14 protein-coding genes and 1 pseudogene are annotated in these 17,570 nt (G+C 46.7%); 6 read left to right on the top strand and 9 right to left on the bottom strand.

Going from position 1 to position 17,570, the window contains the following annotated elements; genetic code table 11:
* Positions 1-25: 25 nt before the first annotated feature.
* The 4 genes from LZ23_RS07830 to LZ23_RS07815 all read right to left on the bottom strand — a co-directional run bounded on the left by LZ23_RS07830 (position 26) and on the right by LZ23_RS07815 (position 8,653).
* A complete protein-coding gene (locus tag LZ23_RS07830) occupies positions 26-538 on the bottom strand; it encodes a type II toxin-antitoxin system MqsA family antitoxin (protein WP_045213051.1) in 513 nt (170 codons plus the stop codon).
* Positions 535-858, bottom strand: coding sequence for a type II toxin-antitoxin system MqsR family toxin (locus LZ23_RS07825; protein WP_045213049.1), 324 nt, complete (start codon positions 856-858; stop codon positions 535-537). The genes LZ23_RS07830 and LZ23_RS07825 overlap by 4 nt, the downstream gene beginning before the upstream one ends.
* A gap of 103 nt (positions 859-961) precedes the next feature.
* Positions 962-5,731, bottom strand: a complete 4,770-nt coding sequence (locus LZ23_RS07820; RefSeq protein ID WP_052507214.1) for a DNA methyltransferase family protein — start codon at positions 5,729-5,731, stop codon at positions 962-964.
* Between the two features lie 45 nt (positions 5,732-5,776).
* Positions 5,777-8,653, bottom strand: a complete 2,877-nt coding sequence (locus tag LZ23_RS07815; RefSeq protein ID WP_045213048.1) for a helicase-related protein — start codon at positions 8,651-8,653, stop codon at positions 5,777-5,779.
* Between the two features lie 392 nt (positions 8,654-9,045).
* Between LZ23_RS07815 and LZ23_RS23335 the strand changes: the two are divergent.
* From LZ23_RS23335 to LZ23_RS22440, 3 genes and pseudogenes are all read left to right on the top strand, one after another.
* Positions 9,046-9,248 (top strand): annotated as a pseudogene (locus tag LZ23_RS23335) (GDP-mannose 4,6-dehydratase); the annotation flags it as partial.
* A gap of 209 nt (positions 9,249-9,457) precedes the next feature.
* Positions 9,458-9,685: a response regulator gene (locus LZ23_RS25425; RefSeq protein ID WP_045213046.1), complete on the top strand. Its 228-nt coding sequence runs from the start codon at positions 9,458-9,460 to the stop codon at positions 9,683-9,685.
* Positions 9,666-11,708, top strand: a complete 2,043-nt coding sequence (locus tag LZ23_RS22440) for an ATP-binding protein (RefSeq protein WP_052507210.1) — start codon at positions 9,666-9,668, stop codon at positions 11,706-11,708. The genes LZ23_RS25425 and LZ23_RS22440 overlap by 20 nt, the downstream gene beginning before the upstream one ends.
* Here LZ23_RS22440 and LZ23_RS07800 read toward each other — a convergent pair.
* Genes LZ23_RS07800 through LZ23_RS07785 form a run of 4 tightly spaced genes read right to left on the bottom strand, consistent with a single transcriptional unit; the run spans position 11,625 to position 15,158 of the window.
* Positions 11,625-12,236, bottom strand: coding sequence for a response regulator (locus LZ23_RS07800; RefSeq protein WP_052507208.1), 612 nt, complete (start codon positions 12,234-12,236; stop codon positions 11,625-11,627). The genes LZ23_RS22440 and LZ23_RS07800 overlap by 84 nt on opposite strands.
* Positions 12,237-12,244: 8 nt before the next feature.
* Complete coding sequence (locus LZ23_RS07795; RefSeq protein WP_045213045.1) at positions 12,245-12,784, bottom strand: bacteriohemerythrin; 540 nt, start codon at positions 12,782-12,784, stop codon at positions 12,245-12,247.
* Positions 12,785-12,807: 23 nt separating this feature from the next.
* Positions 12,808-14,184, bottom strand: coding sequence for a response regulator (locus LZ23_RS07790; RefSeq protein WP_198145933.1), 1,377 nt, complete (start codon positions 14,182-14,184; stop codon positions 12,808-12,810).
* On the bottom strand, positions 14,091-15,158 hold the full coding sequence (locus LZ23_RS07785) for a PD-(D/E)XK nuclease domain-containing protein (RefSeq protein WP_232300438.1): 1,068 nt from the start codon (positions 15,156-15,158) through the stop codon (positions 14,091-14,093). The genes LZ23_RS07790 and LZ23_RS07785 overlap by 94 nt, the downstream gene beginning before the upstream one ends.
* Positions 15,159-15,322: 164 nt before the next feature.
* Between LZ23_RS07785 and LZ23_RS07780 the strand changes: the two genes are divergently transcribed.
* The 3 genes from LZ23_RS07780 (at position 15,323) to LZ23_RS07770 (ending at position 16,370) form a co-directional block, all read left to right on the top strand.
* Complete coding sequence (locus LZ23_RS07780; protein WP_045213041.1) at positions 15,323-15,532, top strand: hypothetical protein; 210 nt, start codon at positions 15,323-15,325, stop codon at positions 15,530-15,532.
* Positions 15,533-15,786: 254 nt separating this feature from the next.
* Positions 15,787-16,119: an ArsR/SmtB-type metalloregulator TsoR gene (gene tsoR, locus LZ23_RS07775; RefSeq protein ID WP_232300437.1), complete on the top strand. Its 333-nt coding sequence runs from the start codon at positions 15,787-15,789 to the stop codon at positions 16,117-16,119.
* A 50-nt stretch (positions 16,120-16,169) separates the two neighbouring features.
* Complete coding sequence (locus LZ23_RS07770) at positions 16,170-16,370, top strand: hypothetical protein (protein WP_045213040.1); 201 nt, start codon at positions 16,170-16,172, stop codon at positions 16,368-16,370.
* Between the two features lie 665 nt (positions 16,371-17,035).
* Here the strand turns inward: LZ23_RS07770 and LZ23_RS07760 are convergent.
* The coding region (locus tag LZ23_RS07760; RefSeq protein WP_045213037.1) for a DUF8371 domain-containing protein at positions 17,036-17,570 on the bottom strand (535 nt) is incomplete at its 5' end.

Below are 17,570 nucleotides of genomic sequence, written 5' to 3'. Positions count from 1 at the left end.
CTGGACTTCTGGGTTGACTGGGGAATTAAATTTTCAAATCTGACTCCTCCTGCAGCACCAAAATCCTATCCGATACATTTTTCGGATATTTTGTTGAAATATTTTTATCCGGGTTAGAATCTGTGTTATGGGTTATAGTTTTAATGGCTTCAGGGTAGTCGTTCAAGATGCGCATGAGCCAGTCTAAGTATCTGCTTTGTGGACTGACCCCGGTTTCATAGCGGGCAAAATTTTTCTCCCCGACCCTGAGCAGTCTGGCAAACCTGGTCTGGTTATATCCAAGTTTTTCCCGGATAGACCTTATTTCATCAGGAGTAAGCAGACCATCAACTTTTCGCTGAAAGGCGGTCAACTCCTTATCAAAAAGCCTGGAATCTTCTGCAGAAACAAATTCCTCTTCACAAGCGTCGCAAATAAGCAGGGGATAGTCGTCGATAATCTTCGTCTGGCCCTTATATTCAAATTCTTCCCGCTTGAGATGCCTCTGAATATGGCCTTTGCCGCAAACAGGGCAGGACATGCCATTTGCAAAACTCATATCTCTCCTCCCTGGTCTTCCTTAAATGACAGGACCAGCAGATGTTCTTCTTTGTTTTCAGTGATCTTCCACTTCACATAAAGACGGTGACCATCATAGCAGGTCTTATAAGCATCCTGCCAATGCCCCTTAATCTGCCAGTCTTCCTCTGATTTGCTGAAATCAGACGGTCTGATGTTCAGCAAAGCATCTTTTATTCTTTGTTCGTTAAAATTTAGCTTGAAAGCTGTTGTTTTTGCAGACTTTAAAACGATATATTTATCCGAATCAATTAAACTTTTAGATTTTTTCAGATCATAATGAGGTTTCCATTTAGCCAAACCAGCCTCCAGCTAACTACAGTATCATTATGATACTGCTATTTGTTTTGTCAAGAAAGAGTGTTTCAATCTGTATGTGTCTGTTTTCATGGCCTTAATGCCATCACCGGGGATAATTATCCTGAAATCTTCTTTCAAACTTTTTCCATACCACTTCATAATCCTCTTCTCTATCGCACTTATCAAAGGGCGGGAGGTACTCTATGGTTTTTTCGTATGGGCCTGTGGGCAGGGTGGTGTCTGTAAATGGACGGGTAAGGGGTTGGCTGGATTTGGATATGCGGATGATCCGGCCCTGGTCGTTTTTGACTTCCTCAGTCTGGTCATTCCATTCAGGTCTGGAGAATCCCACTCCGGTCAGCCCTTTGGAGTTGGTGAATGCTATCCGGCCGTTCTGGTCATACCATGTGTCAGCTTCGTATTGACGCATAACCGGAAACTGAACCCTGTATATGGTCTTGAGCTCTTCCAAAGTCAGCCCCAGGGCCTGGGCAGTGAGCACGTCGATCTCCACCAGGGCCTGGCGTCTGGCATAGTCTGTGCGCAGGGCGCAGTCTCGATGCCATTTGGGGGTCAGGCTGCGGAAAAATGAATCGGGCAGCCGCGGATCATCCTTAGCCCAGGAATCTATAGAGAAGGAGTTTTGCCAGCAGGAAGACCAGAGGGATGCGAAGTGGGTTGTGAGGCATGACAGGGTCAAAGCCCGAAGGTGAATCAATATTCTGAGGGCGCATAAATGCAAAACTGGTAAGTGGGCAATTAAGCTAGTGTTCGCATGGGCCATTCCTGTGCTTTTTACTCTAAAATCAATCACTGTAGAAATGCTCAATGAGTAATAATCTAAGACTGTTTGGATTTTTTTAAAGCATGTTGCTAAGCAGGTGTTAATATGTGCAGCTGATTTTGGAATGATTACAGATACAAATGTACGCTCAGCTGAAGGACCGATCATTTCTCTATTTACGCACCGATAATAATCAGTCACCGGCCTCCCGTCCCAGGGCACTTTTGGAGTGCGGCGGTGGTATTCCTCTTGGGAGCAATTGGGCACATAGTTGGTTCGGGGCAGATAATCGTCAGAGAGGTCAGTAAGGTCCAGAATGTCATAATGCGAATTAAGTGTGCATTTTTCCCTGGGAGTTTTGTAAAAGGGGTTGCCTACAAAAAAATGAGGTCCGGACATAATCCATTCTTTTGATGTATCCGGAAATTTTGTAAGTCGACGGATTGTTCCGTCATTCTGTGAATTTGTTTCATGCCACATCTCAGTTGAAAAATACTCGCCCTGCAAGTCTCCAAGTTTCCTTGGCTGCGCTGCAAACTTTTCCAGGACACTCACCAACTCAACAGTGTGCAATGCAGGCAGTCTGGCCTGCAAAGGAGATGTACCTGACGCATCATAAAGGCTGGCAAACAGGGAGAGTTCTTTTTCAGTGACAGAAAGCAGACGGGAGGCATGGCCATGTACATTCCATTTATTGTCTTGGTCTTTAATGCCTGGAACAGGACCCTTTCCGCTGTGATCAAAACAGCCATCAACTGTGTTGGGAAGATAAAGATTGGCGATGTGAATAAACGAAGCTCTATTTCTTGATTCAGAGTAAATGTTAACGCTGAAAGAGTTATGATGGTCAATATCTGAAAATAGTTTTAACTCATTTATGAAATTAAAATGATACCTGAGTCTGGGATAAACTGCTTGCCTGAGTGTTCCTCCTTTGGGATCATCATATACTCCTTCCGGATGAAGAAATCCTGACACCCCGTGTTTTGTGCCGTATCTCCAGGCTTGAGGAAGGAAGCATTTATACAGGTTTGACTGCATTCTGTGCAAAACCGGGTAGTTCTGCTGTGCGTTGAGAAACAGCTGGGTGGCTTCTGCCTCTTCATAGGCCTGCAGATAAGAAGGAGCCAGGCTAAGCCTTTCAAGGGTATCATTGCGCAAACTGGCCAGTCTGGTGGCGCTCATCTTTTTGAGAACAAACAGAGGCTCATGGTCGCCCATGACTCCGCTTTCTTCCCATTGAACCTTTATCCACGGCGGATTTCCAAGAATCAGGTCAAACCCGCCCCTGTCCTGGATAATATCTGAAAACTCCATCTCCCAGTGCAGAAATCGGTATTTTTGCGTCAAATCCCTGGCCAGTCGCAGACGATCCATTTTATCGCATAAACCATCCACATCCACCAGGCCCAGACGGCGGTCAAAGGGCAGCTTGTCACTTTCAGGCTGCTTCAGGCCCGGCCATCTCGATAAACCATCCTTGTCACTGCTTGCCTGGTAAACCTCTCCCTGCAGAATCAGGGACATTTCCAGCAGAAAGGCCTCCCTGGAAGGTAAAAGGTCAGCCTTTTCCAGGGGCCAGAACCACAGGGCGCACCAGTAATCCATGGCCAGCTTAAGCCTTTTGTATGGAGTGGAATGGCGCAGTCCTTCAGACCATTGCTCCTGACGCAGAATCCGGTCCTTGAGTTCAAAAGGGGTCTGCTCCCGGTCATCTTCCTTATGCCCGAAAAATGAAATGGGATCTCTGTTTTTCTGCCTGAGCCGGCGCTGATTCCTGGTATGTTCTTCCCACAATTCATCAATGGCCTGGGAAAGCTTCTGCATCTGACCAATGTCTTTTCCGGAAAAAGGTCTGATAAAATCTTTTTTCCAGTCTTTTATCTTCTGGAATGATTCAGGTGCAATTTTCTTGACGTTTTTATCGTTGTAAGCGGCCATGTTTCTGTCTGGAAGCAGAAAATGGTAAACCCCGCTTTTGTGCCGCACTTCTCCCGGGTTTATTCTTTTGGGGATGCTGTCTAACCATAAGGGATCCTGCCTGGTTGCCGGTTTGAGCAGACTGGGGCTGAAAACGTCTCTTCTTGCTCCCACGAGAGAGTTGCCGCAGACCAGTTGATTGCCGAACCAGGGAATGTATCCTCCGGGATGGATGGTGTTCAGCCATAATGAAACCTCTGCCAGTTCAACAGCCACCGGGTTCAGGTCAATGCCAAAAACATTATTGTCCGCCAGATAAGTCTTGACCTTCTGCTTTTCCCTGGCCTGTTCATCAACTGTAAGCTGGGTTTTCAATTCACGCTGCTTTTCCTCAAGATAAGTTTCTGCCAGCTGATTGACTGCTTCGTTAAGAAAAGCAGCCGAGCCCATGGCTGGCTCGCAAACAGTCAAATCCAGAATATCGTCGGCACTTTTATCCCTGAGCAGTTCTTTCAGGGAATACCTGATGAGACAGCGGGTGAGAGACTCGGGTGTATAGTAGGAAGCGGATTTCTGCCGGTCCCGGCCGGACATGCGGTAGATAAAAGTTCCTTTGGAATAGTGAACCAGAGTGCCGTCATCATTGTAAACTTTTTCATTTTCAGCATAGTTTTTCAGCTCCTGCGCGGGCACAAAATAGGCAATGGACAAAGGATTCCACGCTTCTCCAGCCTTTTTAACCTCGTAAACTCCCTGTTCGTTTTCAACAAAAAAACCTCTGTAGGAGAGAAGACCTTCATACACTGCTCCAAGCTGGTTTATTCCCAGCTGGGCATAAGAGATGCGTCCCCGGCGCTGGTTGCGTCCCCTGGCCGGGCGGGTCAGGGACATGAGCCGGATGATCTTTTGCAGAACCTTGTTTCTGAATTTGACCTTTTTGAGAATAGGAGTCCTGTTGGGGTCAAACAGGTGCGAGCGAAGAGGTGGAATCAGAAAAGTATTGATCAGGGAATTGTCCGGCATGAGCTGCTGTGCCCTGGGACTGTCAGCCTTGGGCCAGCCATTGTAGATTATTTCAAACAGGAGATGAATGGATTCGTGGATGTAATAATTTTCCTGAGACTCCTGGGTGGTCAAGGGCACCATTTCCAGGTCCCGCAGGGATTCTAAGCTGTACCCGGTTCGATAAGCATCGGACTGCATGGGCACATAGCCAAGATCAGGTCTTGATTCAATATAAAAGATAAACAGAAGCCGGTACATGAAGCGCAGGGCTTCCCTGGAAAGCTCGGATGGATCAATTTTTTCCGCTCCTGAATATACGCCTTTGCGCCTGACGTTTTCCAGATGCCAGACAGCCTCATTGCCCAGGAGTTCTATGCATTCCCGCAGGGCGTATTTCAGGTCTTCGGATACTGAGTAGGCGTGTTTATGAGAGTTCTCCTCCAGGGTATCCAGGAGGGGAATTCCGTCTTCCGGGCAGATACTTTCCCGGTGAAGAAGAGCTGCCATGGCCTTGAGGGTGGAGTCTTCCCTGCGGGCCAGGATCTCATCAAGGTCAAAGCGAAGTACCCGCTTCTGCGCCCATTTGGCCCGGTCAATAAGCAGAATATGGGATACACTGACCAAGACAACCCATCTGGGCGGTTCTTCTCTGGCAAAAATGGATTTGGTAAGAATATCCTGCCAGGTGACCTGGGAAAGCTCAGGAATATCTTCAAGGCCCGGGTATTGTCCGGGCTGCGGAGCAAGCTCAAGGAGGTCTGTTTCCCCAAAGGATGTTTTGTTTAGAACCGGCAGGATCCAGAGCTCAGGAGCACCTGAACCTTTGCATATCTCTCCTGCAATGGGAATCGGCAGGCCTTCAAGACCTTCACGCACCTGAGGATTACAGGCATATCCAAGGGCTGACAAAAGCTTTTCATAAAATATTTCCTGAATATTCTGTCGGGCCTGCGGGTTTTTTTCGTGGGCCAGATCATTTTTCAAATAAAAATAGTCTCTGGAAAGACTGCTGATAAGAGAATAAGGGGTAGGTATTTTTTCCTGTTTCAGCCTTGTGTTCCATTGTTTGAACAGGTCTTTGAGGTCATTTTCCAGAATGGCTGAAAGATAGTGGTGAGCATAAAACTCGTTTTCATTGCTGATGCCGGTTAAGTCGATGGGCATAGTCCTGCCTGATATGGGTTTATAGAGAGTTTAATTATTAAGGGGTTAGTCCCGCAGCCCCTGCAACACTGCCCCCACCTTGATGTAGGCATGGTCTTCGGTGCTCATAGTATCTTCAATCCAGTCAATATAGTTTTCAAAAAGACTGTTTACTTCCCGTAGTCGTTCCTGCCTGCGTTTTTGCCTGATGCTTTCAGAGATGTTTTTGGAGCCGAGATGGTGATCAATTTCAAGGATATGCCGCTCCCTGAGTTCTTCAAGACGACTGAGTTGCTGATTCAGCTGAACATTAATATGATCCTCAAACTCTCTGCGGACATTCTTCATCCATTCCCTGGCCTTGTGAATGACCTGAGGCAGATAATCCGCAGCTTCCTGCCTGACTCCGAAGTCGCCTGGATTGGCAAAAGATCTTTTATCCAGTTCAGTCCTTTGCAGAACCTCCTTTAAAGATAGAATCCCTTTGAATGAAACATTTGCCATTGAAATGCCGAACCATTTTTGAATTAAAGGCTGGCCTTTCCGGTTGGGAATAATCCCGGTCAACAAAAAAATAATCTCAGCATTATTCAAGGTGGGCAAGGTCAGGACCGGGGCCTCGTGGCGGCCAAAAAAAGTCTGAACCCTGTCGTTGAGCCATTGCATGGCCGGGTGCAAAGGCCACAGGAAATGAAGTGCCGGCCAGGCCAGTTCGTCTTTGCGGCAGCGTTTGATTTCATCCTGAATGAGATCCTTGCTGTCAGTGAAAATAAGCCGCCCGTTTCTGGGCTGGATCTCTCTGGGAAGAAAGCGAAATCTATGAATCAGGTCCTGGGGAGGTTCCATTTCCAGAATTCTCTTATCTTCATCAATGTCAAAATTCAGATCGCTTTTTCTGAACAACCGTGAAAGACCTTTGAGGGCAAAATCAAAGTCATCAGCAAAAAGGGTTGGCAGTTCACCCAAACGATCCTTGCCAGAATCTGACGAGGACGATTGCTGACCCTGTTCCAGAAATGCCAGAAGATCCAGGGTGTCCTCCTGGTCAGCGGAAAGTAACTGAGTTTCAAAAGCCTCAGGCGACAGGTTCTCTTCCAGTGCCCTGGCAGTGCGGGCTTCTTCCTCGTCAATGTCATAAACCCCCATAAGAGCGGACGGATAACCGATATTTTTGACTGCTTCATCATCTTTATGAATCAGCAGATCCAGAATGCGCATGTCTCCATGGATCTTGGGTGTTACGCTTGTGGTGACCAGGTAGTGAATCAAAGGAGTTTTTTCCTGTCCATAGCGATCAATACGTCCGTTACGCTGCTGAAAGACCATCAAGGACCAGGGGATATCAAAATGGATCAGTCGATGACACAGGTAGTGCAGATTGATTCCTTCAGAGGCTACGTCAGAAGCAATGAGCAGGCGCAGGTGTGACTCATCCCTGCCAAAATCCTCAACTATCTTTTGCTGATCAATGTCGGAAAGACCTCCATGCAGGGCAGCCACATGTTTCGTCTTGAGATTCAACCTGCCGGGCAGATGCGCAGTTAAAAAGTTCAGAGTGGCGATACGTTCAGTAAATATGACCAGCCTGTCAGAAGGATCCTGCCCTGTCCAGAAAAGCTCACTCTGGGGATCGGTCATCAACTTGATCAGTCTGGTGAACCGGCTGAAATCCTCCGGGCCGATGGCGGCTACATCCCGGCGCAGGCGAGTTAAGGCTTCTATATCCGCAGATAATGAACTATTGGAAGCCTTTGCAAGTTGATTCAGCCGGGAATCTATTGTCTCCATGCACGCGGCCGGGCTGGAAAAGAGAGCCTTTTCCAGAATGGTTCTGAAAAGATGACCACTGCCCCGTCCTTTATCCAGGTTCTGGATATTCATATCCATCAGGGTTTCAAAGGCTGTTTCTTCTGCTGGTGTGGCATCCACATGAGAGGTGCTGATCTTTCTTTCCTTGAAAGAGCCTTGAACCTGATGCTGAATGTCTTTTTTGAAGCGGCGGATAAAAAGGCCCTGTATATCCTGGGGGCCATAATCATCAGGATTGGCAATGGCTGTAGGATCGAGCATATTCATAAGGCTGGCAAAGCTTCTGGCCCGGCCGTCATGCGGTGTGGCTGAGAGCATGATCAGGGAATCGGACTGCTTTGACAAAAGCCTGGCCAGCCGGGATCTCTGGGTGCGGCCATGTCCCCTTTCAGCAACATTGTGGGCCTCATCAATGACAATTACATCCCAGGCAGCTTTTTCCAGATGAACCCGGAACTCATTGTCCTGTTTCAAGGTATCAATGGAAATTATTGACCTGTCAAAATAATAAAATGGATTGTGATTGGCTGGAATGCGGGAACGCACCCGCTGAAGGCCGATGGAATCAAGCCTGGTCAAAGGAATGGTGAATCTGGTCCAGAGTTCTTTCTGAAACTGGGTGAGCATGCTTTTCATGGTCACCACAAGAATGCGTTTGCCCCGCCCTCTGCGGATAAGCTCGCTTAGAAGAATTCCGGCCTCAAGAGTTTTACCCAGTCCCACGGCATCGGCAATGAGAATGCGTTGCCTGGGCTTATCTAAGGCCTGAAGAGCAGGATCAAGCTGAAAAGGAACCATGTCCATGGCTGCTTTATGCCCGATATACAGGTTTACGTCAGTAGGCGGGGTCTGCCGCAGCAGACTTTCCAGATAGAGTCTGCTGTCAAGGTAGTGACTGGAATTATCAGGAACCAGGCTGGTTGTAGAGGGGTCAAGTACCTGAACTTTGGCTTTCAGGGCTTCAATGGCTGTAAGAAAAACCGCTTCTTTATCTCTGACCAGCTCTGACAGCCCGATACAAGTCAGGGCCTGACCTCCAGTGGAAGACCGGTCTACCCGGCGCACCAGCCATTCAGCATCGCGAACAAGGATTCTTGCGCCAGGGGCCAGGATTTTATCTAAGGTGTGGGGCATTGAATTGACCTGATAAAATTTGAAGTGAGTGTTGGCGATAAAAAAATCACCAATATTGTGTGCTTGTGTAAAATATAGATTAAATTGAGATTAATTACAAGCATCTCCAACGAAGCGCCCGACACCAGACCTGCGGATAGCTTTCATCTTGTCTAATGCGGACTGTGCCCACAACCCAGAAAAGATAATCTAACCGCATAGCCTGGGTCTTCCAGTTTTCCCTTGCCTGCCTCCAAAAAGCCTATTATATCAGTATCTATTGCACAACATGGCAATAAAATTTAAACGGATACACTTCTACTACAGCCTTCAAATAATCTTGCATTGCTATGATTGACACAAAGAACATCACAGAGATGCTTAATGAGATAGTTTAATTTCCTGCTAATTTTATGACCCAAACAGCCCTAATCACCGGAATCACAGGACAGGACGGAGCATACCTGGCAGAACTGCTACTGCACAAGAACTACACAGTCCACGGCATTAAGAGAAGAACATCCAGCTTCAACACTGACCGGATAGATCACCTCTGCCAGGACCCGCACACTAAAAACAGAAAGTTTATCCTCACTACGGCGATCTGACAGACGCTGGAAAAAGTTTGTGGCAAGGGAGGATATCATTTTTTGATAGCTTAATCCGCACTGAGCTTACTAAAATCACATCCGGTCATCAAACAGGCATGAATGCTTAAGGCTGGTTCCCTTGACAATATACCAAAACAAATTTGTTCTCCATTATTTTTTTAAAAACATAATCCCTGTTTAAGTTCCTGAATGATCAACACTTGGTGAAACTTTAATGAATTTTCAAACTCCCATCCTTATTGTAGACGACCATCAGACAATGCGCAAAAGCATTGCATTCATTTTGCGCGATCTGGGATTCAACAACCTTTTTTACGCCGAAGACGCCTTATGGAAAACAACCGGCGCTGATGGATGGGCTGTTGATGCCCGGGATGCAGTGATAATTGCCAGGCAATGGCTGGAACAAACGGAGCACAGGCATGGCTTCAGAGTATCATAGCGAAAACAATTCTCTGATACGACAATACCTGCTTAAACAGTCCAATATTTTTTTTGCTGTTACGGACATTCATGGAGTCATTCTGGAATGCAGCGATTCCATGCTCATCCTTGCTTCAGAAAGGGATTCTATTGTGGGGCAGCCACTTGGGAAGTTCCTCTGGGAAAATGATCAAGCCAGGTTTGATAAACTTTTAAACAACCCTGGCTTGAGTTTAACCCTGGGGTTTCCTGACAATAGAGGCAACTTGAGCTGGCGAAAGTGTCACACGATACCGGACAGGGATAATCTCCTGTTTTTTGCTGAGCCTGAAGCTGCATCCTCCAATGATATCATTGAAGAGATGTCCCGGCTGAATAATGAACTGTCCACCACTACCCGCACATTAAACAAAAAAAATCGCCAGCTCAAAAAACAGCAAAAGGAGCTCAATGAGGCCCGGGAGGCAGCTGAACAGGCCAACAGGGAAAAAGACAAGGTTCTCAAACACCTGGAAGAGCTGGTTGACTCACGCACAGCTCAACTCAAGGAAGCCAAAATTAAGGCGGAAGCCGCAAACCAGGCCAAAAGCTCCTTTCTGGCCAACATGAGTCATGAACTGAGAACCCCCATGAACGCCATTATGGGTTTTGCCCATCTTGTTCAGCAAGGAGCGCTTACCCAGCGTCAAATGGAACAGATGACAAAACTCTCCAATTCCGCGCGCCAGCTTCTGGGGCTCATCAATGATATAATCGACATTTCCCGTTTAGAGCAGCAGAGTCTGGTTCTGGAAGAAAAAGTTTTTCAGCCCGAACATCTGATTCACCAGATCATTGATGCCTGTTACACCAATATCCGCAACCAGCAGATAAAGCTTAAAGTTGATCTCAAGGATCTGCCCTGCCTGCTTTTGGGGGACAGCGACCGTCTGAAGCAGATTCTTGGACATTTAGTCAATAATGCAGTCAAGTTCACTGAAAAGGGCGTGATTACCATTCAGGCCGGGGTTACTGAACAAAATAACTCAAGGGCTACTGTAAGGTTTGAAGTTTGCGACACAGGCATTGGATTGAGCGAGGAACAGATTCAGCAACTGTTTCAAAACTTTGAGCAGATGGATGCTTCATCTTCCAGACGCTTTGGCGGCACAGGCGCTGGCCTGGCCCTCAGCAGTAAGCTTGTATCATTGATGCAGGGCAGTATTGGAGTGGAAAGCAACCTTGGTGAAGGAGCCTGCTTCCGGGTGGAGATTCCTTTTGAACTGCCATCCGTGGAAAAAGGCAGGCTTCAGCTTTTTAAAAATCTGAATAATATTCGCGCTCTCATCATTGACGACGATAACCAGGCTAGGGAAATCCTGCAGGAAATGGCAACTGCTATCGGTATGCGTGCGGATACCTGCGGCTCAGCAACCCAAGGCCTTATGGCCGCAACAAAGGCTCAAGATGAAGACGATCCTTATTTTGTGGCCATTATTGACTGGAAAATGCCGGAAATTGACGGCATTCAGACCCTGGAAGCATTGAGAAAACTTGACCTCAAGGTGCAGCCTGCATGTGTGATGGTAACAGCATACGGTGATATGTTTCCGGGATACCAGAGCACAAAAAATGAGTTTTCTTCTGTACTGACCAAACCTGTTACTTCAGAAGATTTGCACATGGCCCTGATTGATGCCTTGAGTGAAGCCCATGGTGATTCCCTGGCAGTAGATTGTCAGCCTGGAAGAGGAACAAGCCTGGCCGGACAGGATAAAAATACTGATCAAAAGGTATCTACAGGCAGATCTGAAAGTGCAGAATTTGTAACTGAAAAAATTCCCTGCACTGCCAGGGACAAAAAAATCGCTGAAGATGCCCTGGACATTTTAGAAAGCCTTCTTGTTGAAAACAACACCCATGCCAATGACCATTTTGCGGAATTTAGAAAAGTTTTCAAGGCCTGCCTTGGTGAAAAGTCAGAAAGTATCTGGCAGTTGATTGATGACTACGAATACACCGAAGCCTTGGAACTGCTGAGAGAAACAAGGCCCAGGGAATAGGTTGTTTTTTATCAGGATGTAGATGTGAACTCCGGTTTGATCGTCATTATAGTGACCAGCCTGTCCAAGCATAAACACTGCATCTTTCTGCCCCTGCTTGATAGTGGCCAACTGCTCTTCTACAGTTTCTTCACATGCTCTTTGCTGATCTGCCAGAGCAAGATGTGTTCTGACTCTGGCCTGCACAATGGGAGGTGATACAGGCTTGGTAATATAATCAACTGCCCCGACTTCAAAACCATGGGCTTCATCTTCTATTTCATTCATGGCTGTGATAAAAATTACCGGGATTTTCTCCCACTTTTTTTCAGCCTTGAGTCTTTTACAGACCTGGAAACCGTCCATACCTGGCATCATGATATCCAGAAGAATCAAGTCAGGTACAAGACGCTCCACAAAATCAAGAGCTTTCTCGCCGCTTTTGGCTGCCAGAACTGTATAGTCAGCACGCAAAATATCGCTCAATATCTGAATATTTTCGGGCATATCATCCACTACTAATATTTTCACAGTCTCTCTATCACTCATAGTTTCCTCTACTTGATCCCCCCCCCGCTAAACAGCTGACCATAAACCTGAACCAGGATATCAGTCACCGCTTCAATGGATGGATTTGTTCTGTAACCCCCGGCCTCCCGATAGGCCCGTTCCGGGGACAGTACGGACTCCAGAGCCTGCAGTTGTCGCCCCAGTGTCTGGTCTTCACCCAGAATATGTCCCACAAGCCATCCTGCAATAAAAGAAAGCAGGTGGTTTCCAGTTACCTGCATATTGTTTACACTGCTGTCTGAGAAACTATTCAGCTTCTCAACAAACTGCTGGTGTGACTGGCAATGGGGTATGGTTACCCTTGGGTCTAACTTGTAATGCTCCATCAAATGTTCTTCCGTGGCAAAATGTTCCCGGGCGTAGCCGGACAGCCACTTATGCAGGCCGGAAAAGTCCTTGACTGGTCTGTTACCGTATCGGGCCAGATCCGGTGCAACCTCGTTGAGCTTTCCAAGGAGTCCAAGGTGCTGACGATCAATTTCCGGAATCCCTGTATTGAAATGATTATTCCATTTAATGGCAATCATGGCGTATCGTCCTTTTTGAATCTTTATAAACTGTCCTTCATGGTACCAAGAACTTCTATGGCTTCATCATAGTCAAAATCATGTACCTTGCGTACAAGATCTTTTGCTGTTTCTCCAAAAGCTGCCTGAAGCATCAGCTTTTCAGCATCGCAAAGTTCTCCTGCGCCAGTGTCGTTATTATCAAGCATTTCCTCAAGCTGCTCAAGAACTGATCTGATCCGGACATAATCCACCTCAACATTTTCATCTTTCTGGGCTGTAGAAGATTTCAGCTCTGCAAAAAATTCAGAAAGATCTGCAATTAGCCTGGATAATGTATCAGAAACAAAATCAAGAGCTTCAGATATACGATGAGTTTTCTGATGTTTGCACACAGCCTCCAGCTCACCAGCTCCAAGGGACAAATCCCTGGCTCCCATGTTGGCTGCCAGTCCTTTGAGTGCATGAGCATTATGCTGCAATTCCTCGATATTGTCTTCTGCAAAATCAGCATTCATTTTTTCAGCATCATGCTTATGATTTTCCAAAAACTGTCGCAACATACTCAGGTAACGCTCCGGTTTGCAGCGCACTGTGCGCAGGCCGGCATCCACATCAAGCCCCTGAATGTTTCGCAATGAATCCGGGACATCAGGCTCTGGAGTGTTCATTGTCAAATTGCAGCAAATTTTGTCGGATACATGAGTTAGATCTTCAACTGTATGCCTTGGCTTGAGATACAGCACAAGTGTTTTATAAAGCACCAAGGGATCTACAGGCTTGGGGATATGGTCGTTCATTCCGGCTTCAAGACATATCTCTCTGTCCTCGCCAAATGCGTTGGCTGTCATGGCCAGAATGTTTATGCCCTTTTGCGTATGAACATTGGTTTGGGCAGTCTGGTTTGAAATTGAAGCGCCGGGCTGTTCCTTACTGTTCTTTCTTAACGCAGCCTCAAGCTCACGAATGCGCCTCGTTGCCTCCAGACCATCGAGTTCCGGCATCTGCACATCCATGATGATCAGATCAAAAGATTCTGATTTGAACAAGTTTAATGCCTGCATCCCATCCCCTGCAATGGTGACATCCATTCCCACATCACGCAACAACTGTGCAGTCACGTCCTGGTTAACCACGTTGTCCTCCGCCATTAGAATACGGGAACCCTGTCTTTTGGCAAGCTCCATATCAAGATCACATGTGCTGACAAAACGTTCTTCACTTTTCTCTTCCGACAGAACCGACAGCAGAGCATCGTTCAATACTGATACAGTAACAGGCTTGCGCATGACAAGGGAAAAAAGATCCTGATGGGCATGTTCCATATTCAGTTCATCGCTGTAGGCAGTAGCCATAAGCAGACCGGGCTGGTGTTTAATGGGCAGCTGTTTAATCTCGCGAGCCATGGATATTCCGTCCATACCCGGCATTTTCCAGTCGCCGTGCCCGGAGTTTTGTCGAGGTCCAACACCTTGAATTCAAAGATGAAGACCCGGTTTTCATGGCGCACAGTCATATCAATCCGGCCGTGATTTGTGGTATCCTCGGCCGTGACATCTAAGCCCAGAGCTGTGAAGGAGCAATAGAAAATAGAGGCGTAATACCCTTCGTATTCGTTCAGCTTGTTTTTGCGGTACCATTCGTGGGGAATGGCGGCAAACAGGGCGCGAAAGACCTTTTTGACATCATCGACCCGGACGGCTGACAGAGCCTGATACAGATCTTTTTTGCATTTTTCATAAACATCCCGATGTGAAACCAGAAACGCAGAGAAACTGTCCGCAAAACTCATGCGCAATTCCAAATTAGGATAATCCAGCCGGTATGCGATCATATTGCCGAACTGCTGACGTTCCTGAATGGTCAGATACCCGGTCTGGAACATCATGGTCTCGAGCTCGATGCTGTCCACATCAAAACTGCCCAGCAGACGTGCCGTGGCCACGGTGTTTTCCAGGTTGGGGGCCAGGTACTTGCGGGCAAGAAACAGCTTGAGCAGAAATTCTGGTGTACCGCTCTCAAACCAGTAGTTGCTGAACTCACCTTCCTGCAGATAATTAAGAATACTGAAAGGGTTGTAAACGCACTCTCCAAGCCAGGAATAGTCGTTGTACCATTTACGGATATCTTCCAGGTTTTTTCCTTCTAAGTGTTCGGCAAACACCTCGGTCATCTCGGATTCCGTATAGCCGCAAATGGTTGCGTATTGTGGACTTAAGGTAATATCTCTCAGATTGTTGAGCCCGGAAAAAATGGTGGCCTGGGAAAACTTGGAAACCCCGGCGAGAATGGCGAACCTGATATTAGCATCCTGTGCTTTGATCACCGAATAGAAATTTTCCAGGCCTTCCCTCATTTTAGAGGCTGTTCCTGGGTCAGAAATTTTGTCTTTCAAGAATTTAGCATGCCCCCAATTATGAAAACTTTCAATCCATGTATTGACAGCTGTCAGTTAACATATAAATATCTATTTATACGCTTGTAGATGCTCATTACATACCAAGTCTGATTTTTTTCTTCCCGGCAAAAAAGCCAAATCATAACAACCAAGGAGGATTTATGAACTGCACCATGATTGTCTCAACCCCTGATCCGGAAGTTATCTGGAATGCCTTTCGTCTGGCAAACCTTATGTTAAACCATGACGACGATGTGAACATTTTTCTCAACGGACCTGCTGTAAATTACAATCAAGGAGACTCAGAGCAGTATCCTATAAATGAGCAGGCCAAAATCTTCACCTTGAGTGAAGGGTCTCTCGCCGCCTGACAGAAATCCATGGGCATCCACGGTGTGGATGAAGATGAGAGACTGAAAAAATCAAATCAAAAGGAACTTTACAAACTGATTTGCGAGGCAGACAAAGTGTTGTGCTTTTAATTGCAACTGAAACGTAAGACTTAGCCGTGACATTTAATGTGTTTTGTGGGATACGATGAGAATAGTTTAAGCCGACATGCTGATCAGTGGCTTTCAAGAAGCATAAATATCTCCACCCACATGGACAGTACAAGGAGAGCAAATTGTCCCAGGATGAACCAGACAAAATGAAAGCAGGCAGATACTTTAATGCGGCCCAGCTTGCCAAGTCTTTGGCAGACAAAAACCGGCTGCGCATCCTGGAATGCTTAGGAAATGAAAAGCAGTCTGTCAGCGCCCTGGTTGAAAAGCTTGATCTTTCACAACCTCTGGTATCGCATCATTTGCGGGAGCTTAAAAGGACCTGCCTTGTTCAGGTTGAAAGAAAAGGGCCGTTTGTCTATTATCAATTAGCAGACCCAAAGATTCTTGACCTTGTTAAAACCCTGAACAGCATGTCGGACACTCTCTTAAAATCAAGAATGTATTTTTTCTAAGCGCTTTTTCATACAACCCAAGTTAAAAATCTTCAGGAGCAAAACCTATTATGTCAACCCCACACGACTCCGCCCAGACTCAGATACTTAGTGCCTTAAACTCCATGGAGCCTCAAGATTCCCTTGAAATACTGAAAATGCCGATGGTCAAACTGCTTTCTCAGCTCAATGAAGAGGAAAGAGTTCATTATATTCTTGGCCTTTTCAGTAGTGATGCAGATGATAAAGTATCCAGCATGGTTCATCTCTGACTGGCTAAATGTCTGGACGAAGGTGTCGATCCAACTCAGATTTGCAAATCACTGGTTGACAGAGTATCCAGGTCAGAAATTCTGACAAGTATTTCAGAGCCGGATCTTTTACCACTGTTTGAGGACTGGCTAGAAGAGCTGGAAAAAGAATTTGTCGCTGTACTTAAAGCCGATAAAAATGTAGGGATAAAAGATGCTGCACAAAAACTGGGCCTGTCAGAATCAGGGGCCAGATTTTTAAATGCCAAGCTGGAGCAGGAAGGAAGATCAGTGGGTTAAGAACTGAAAACATATATTATGTCTAACGCGGATTGTACCCGCAACCCAAAAAAAGATAGGTTCTTCGACGTTTTATGTGGAATTGCAGCAAAAATCATGTAGTGTCCGGAGACTCTTTTCGCCCCCTTTATGATGGCACTAGCGCCAAGCCCGTCAAGGCAGTCCCCTTCGGGGATGGTTTTCGCCATGCCTTGACGGGCTTAGCTTTCTCGTGCCTACTTCAATCATGGGCGACGGACGGAGATGCCTCCGGCTGGGGCTCCGAACAGAGATTGCGCAGTGTGCCGGACTTTTACGTAAATTCCACATGAAACGTCGAAGAGCCAACCCTTTTATGGAAAGAAGAGGACAGGAACTTTGCTCTAAAACTCAAGATTTTAGAACTTTCAGCACCCCACAGCGTGAATCGTGTGCTGATCAGCCTTTATGGTTTTCCAGAACAGCCTGCTTTTCCAGGAGGGCTTTACGCGCCGGTCAAAGATAACTAACCAGCCCTCATCGCAGTCCAGGGTTTCCATGTAGCGGGCCAACTGCGCCTTGCCTTCCGCCAGGGTCTGGGCGTCTTTACGAATTTTGATTTCCAGCGGGTAACGCTGATTTTCATAATGGATGCACACATCAATGCGACCACGACCTGTGGCCATTTCCCGGTCTATCCGGCCACCGGAATTGATGATGCGCTGCAAAAAGGCCATAAGAATCAGGTGTGGAGCAGCTTCCTTGTACTGAAAACGTTCCTGCCAGATTGCGGAGTTTTCCCTCCAGAAATTCTGAAAATCAGTCAGCAGCTGGTGCATATCTAATATACCTGCGCGAAGATAGGCTGGCGCATGAGGGGGAAAGTTCATTGCATCCATGCTCATCTGGGCCGCAGAACTGAGTTTGCGAATCATGACATCCCCATACAGAGGATTGGAGGGT

It is taken from the genome of Desulfonatronovibrio magnus (assembly GCF_000934755.1).
Lineage (GTDB): Bacteria > Desulfobacterota > Desulfovibrionia > Desulfovibrionales > Desulfonatronovibrionaceae > Desulfonatronovibrio > Desulfonatronovibrio magnus.
Note: the sequence above shows the minus strand (reverse complement) of the source record. Positions and strands in the feature narration are given on the sequence as shown.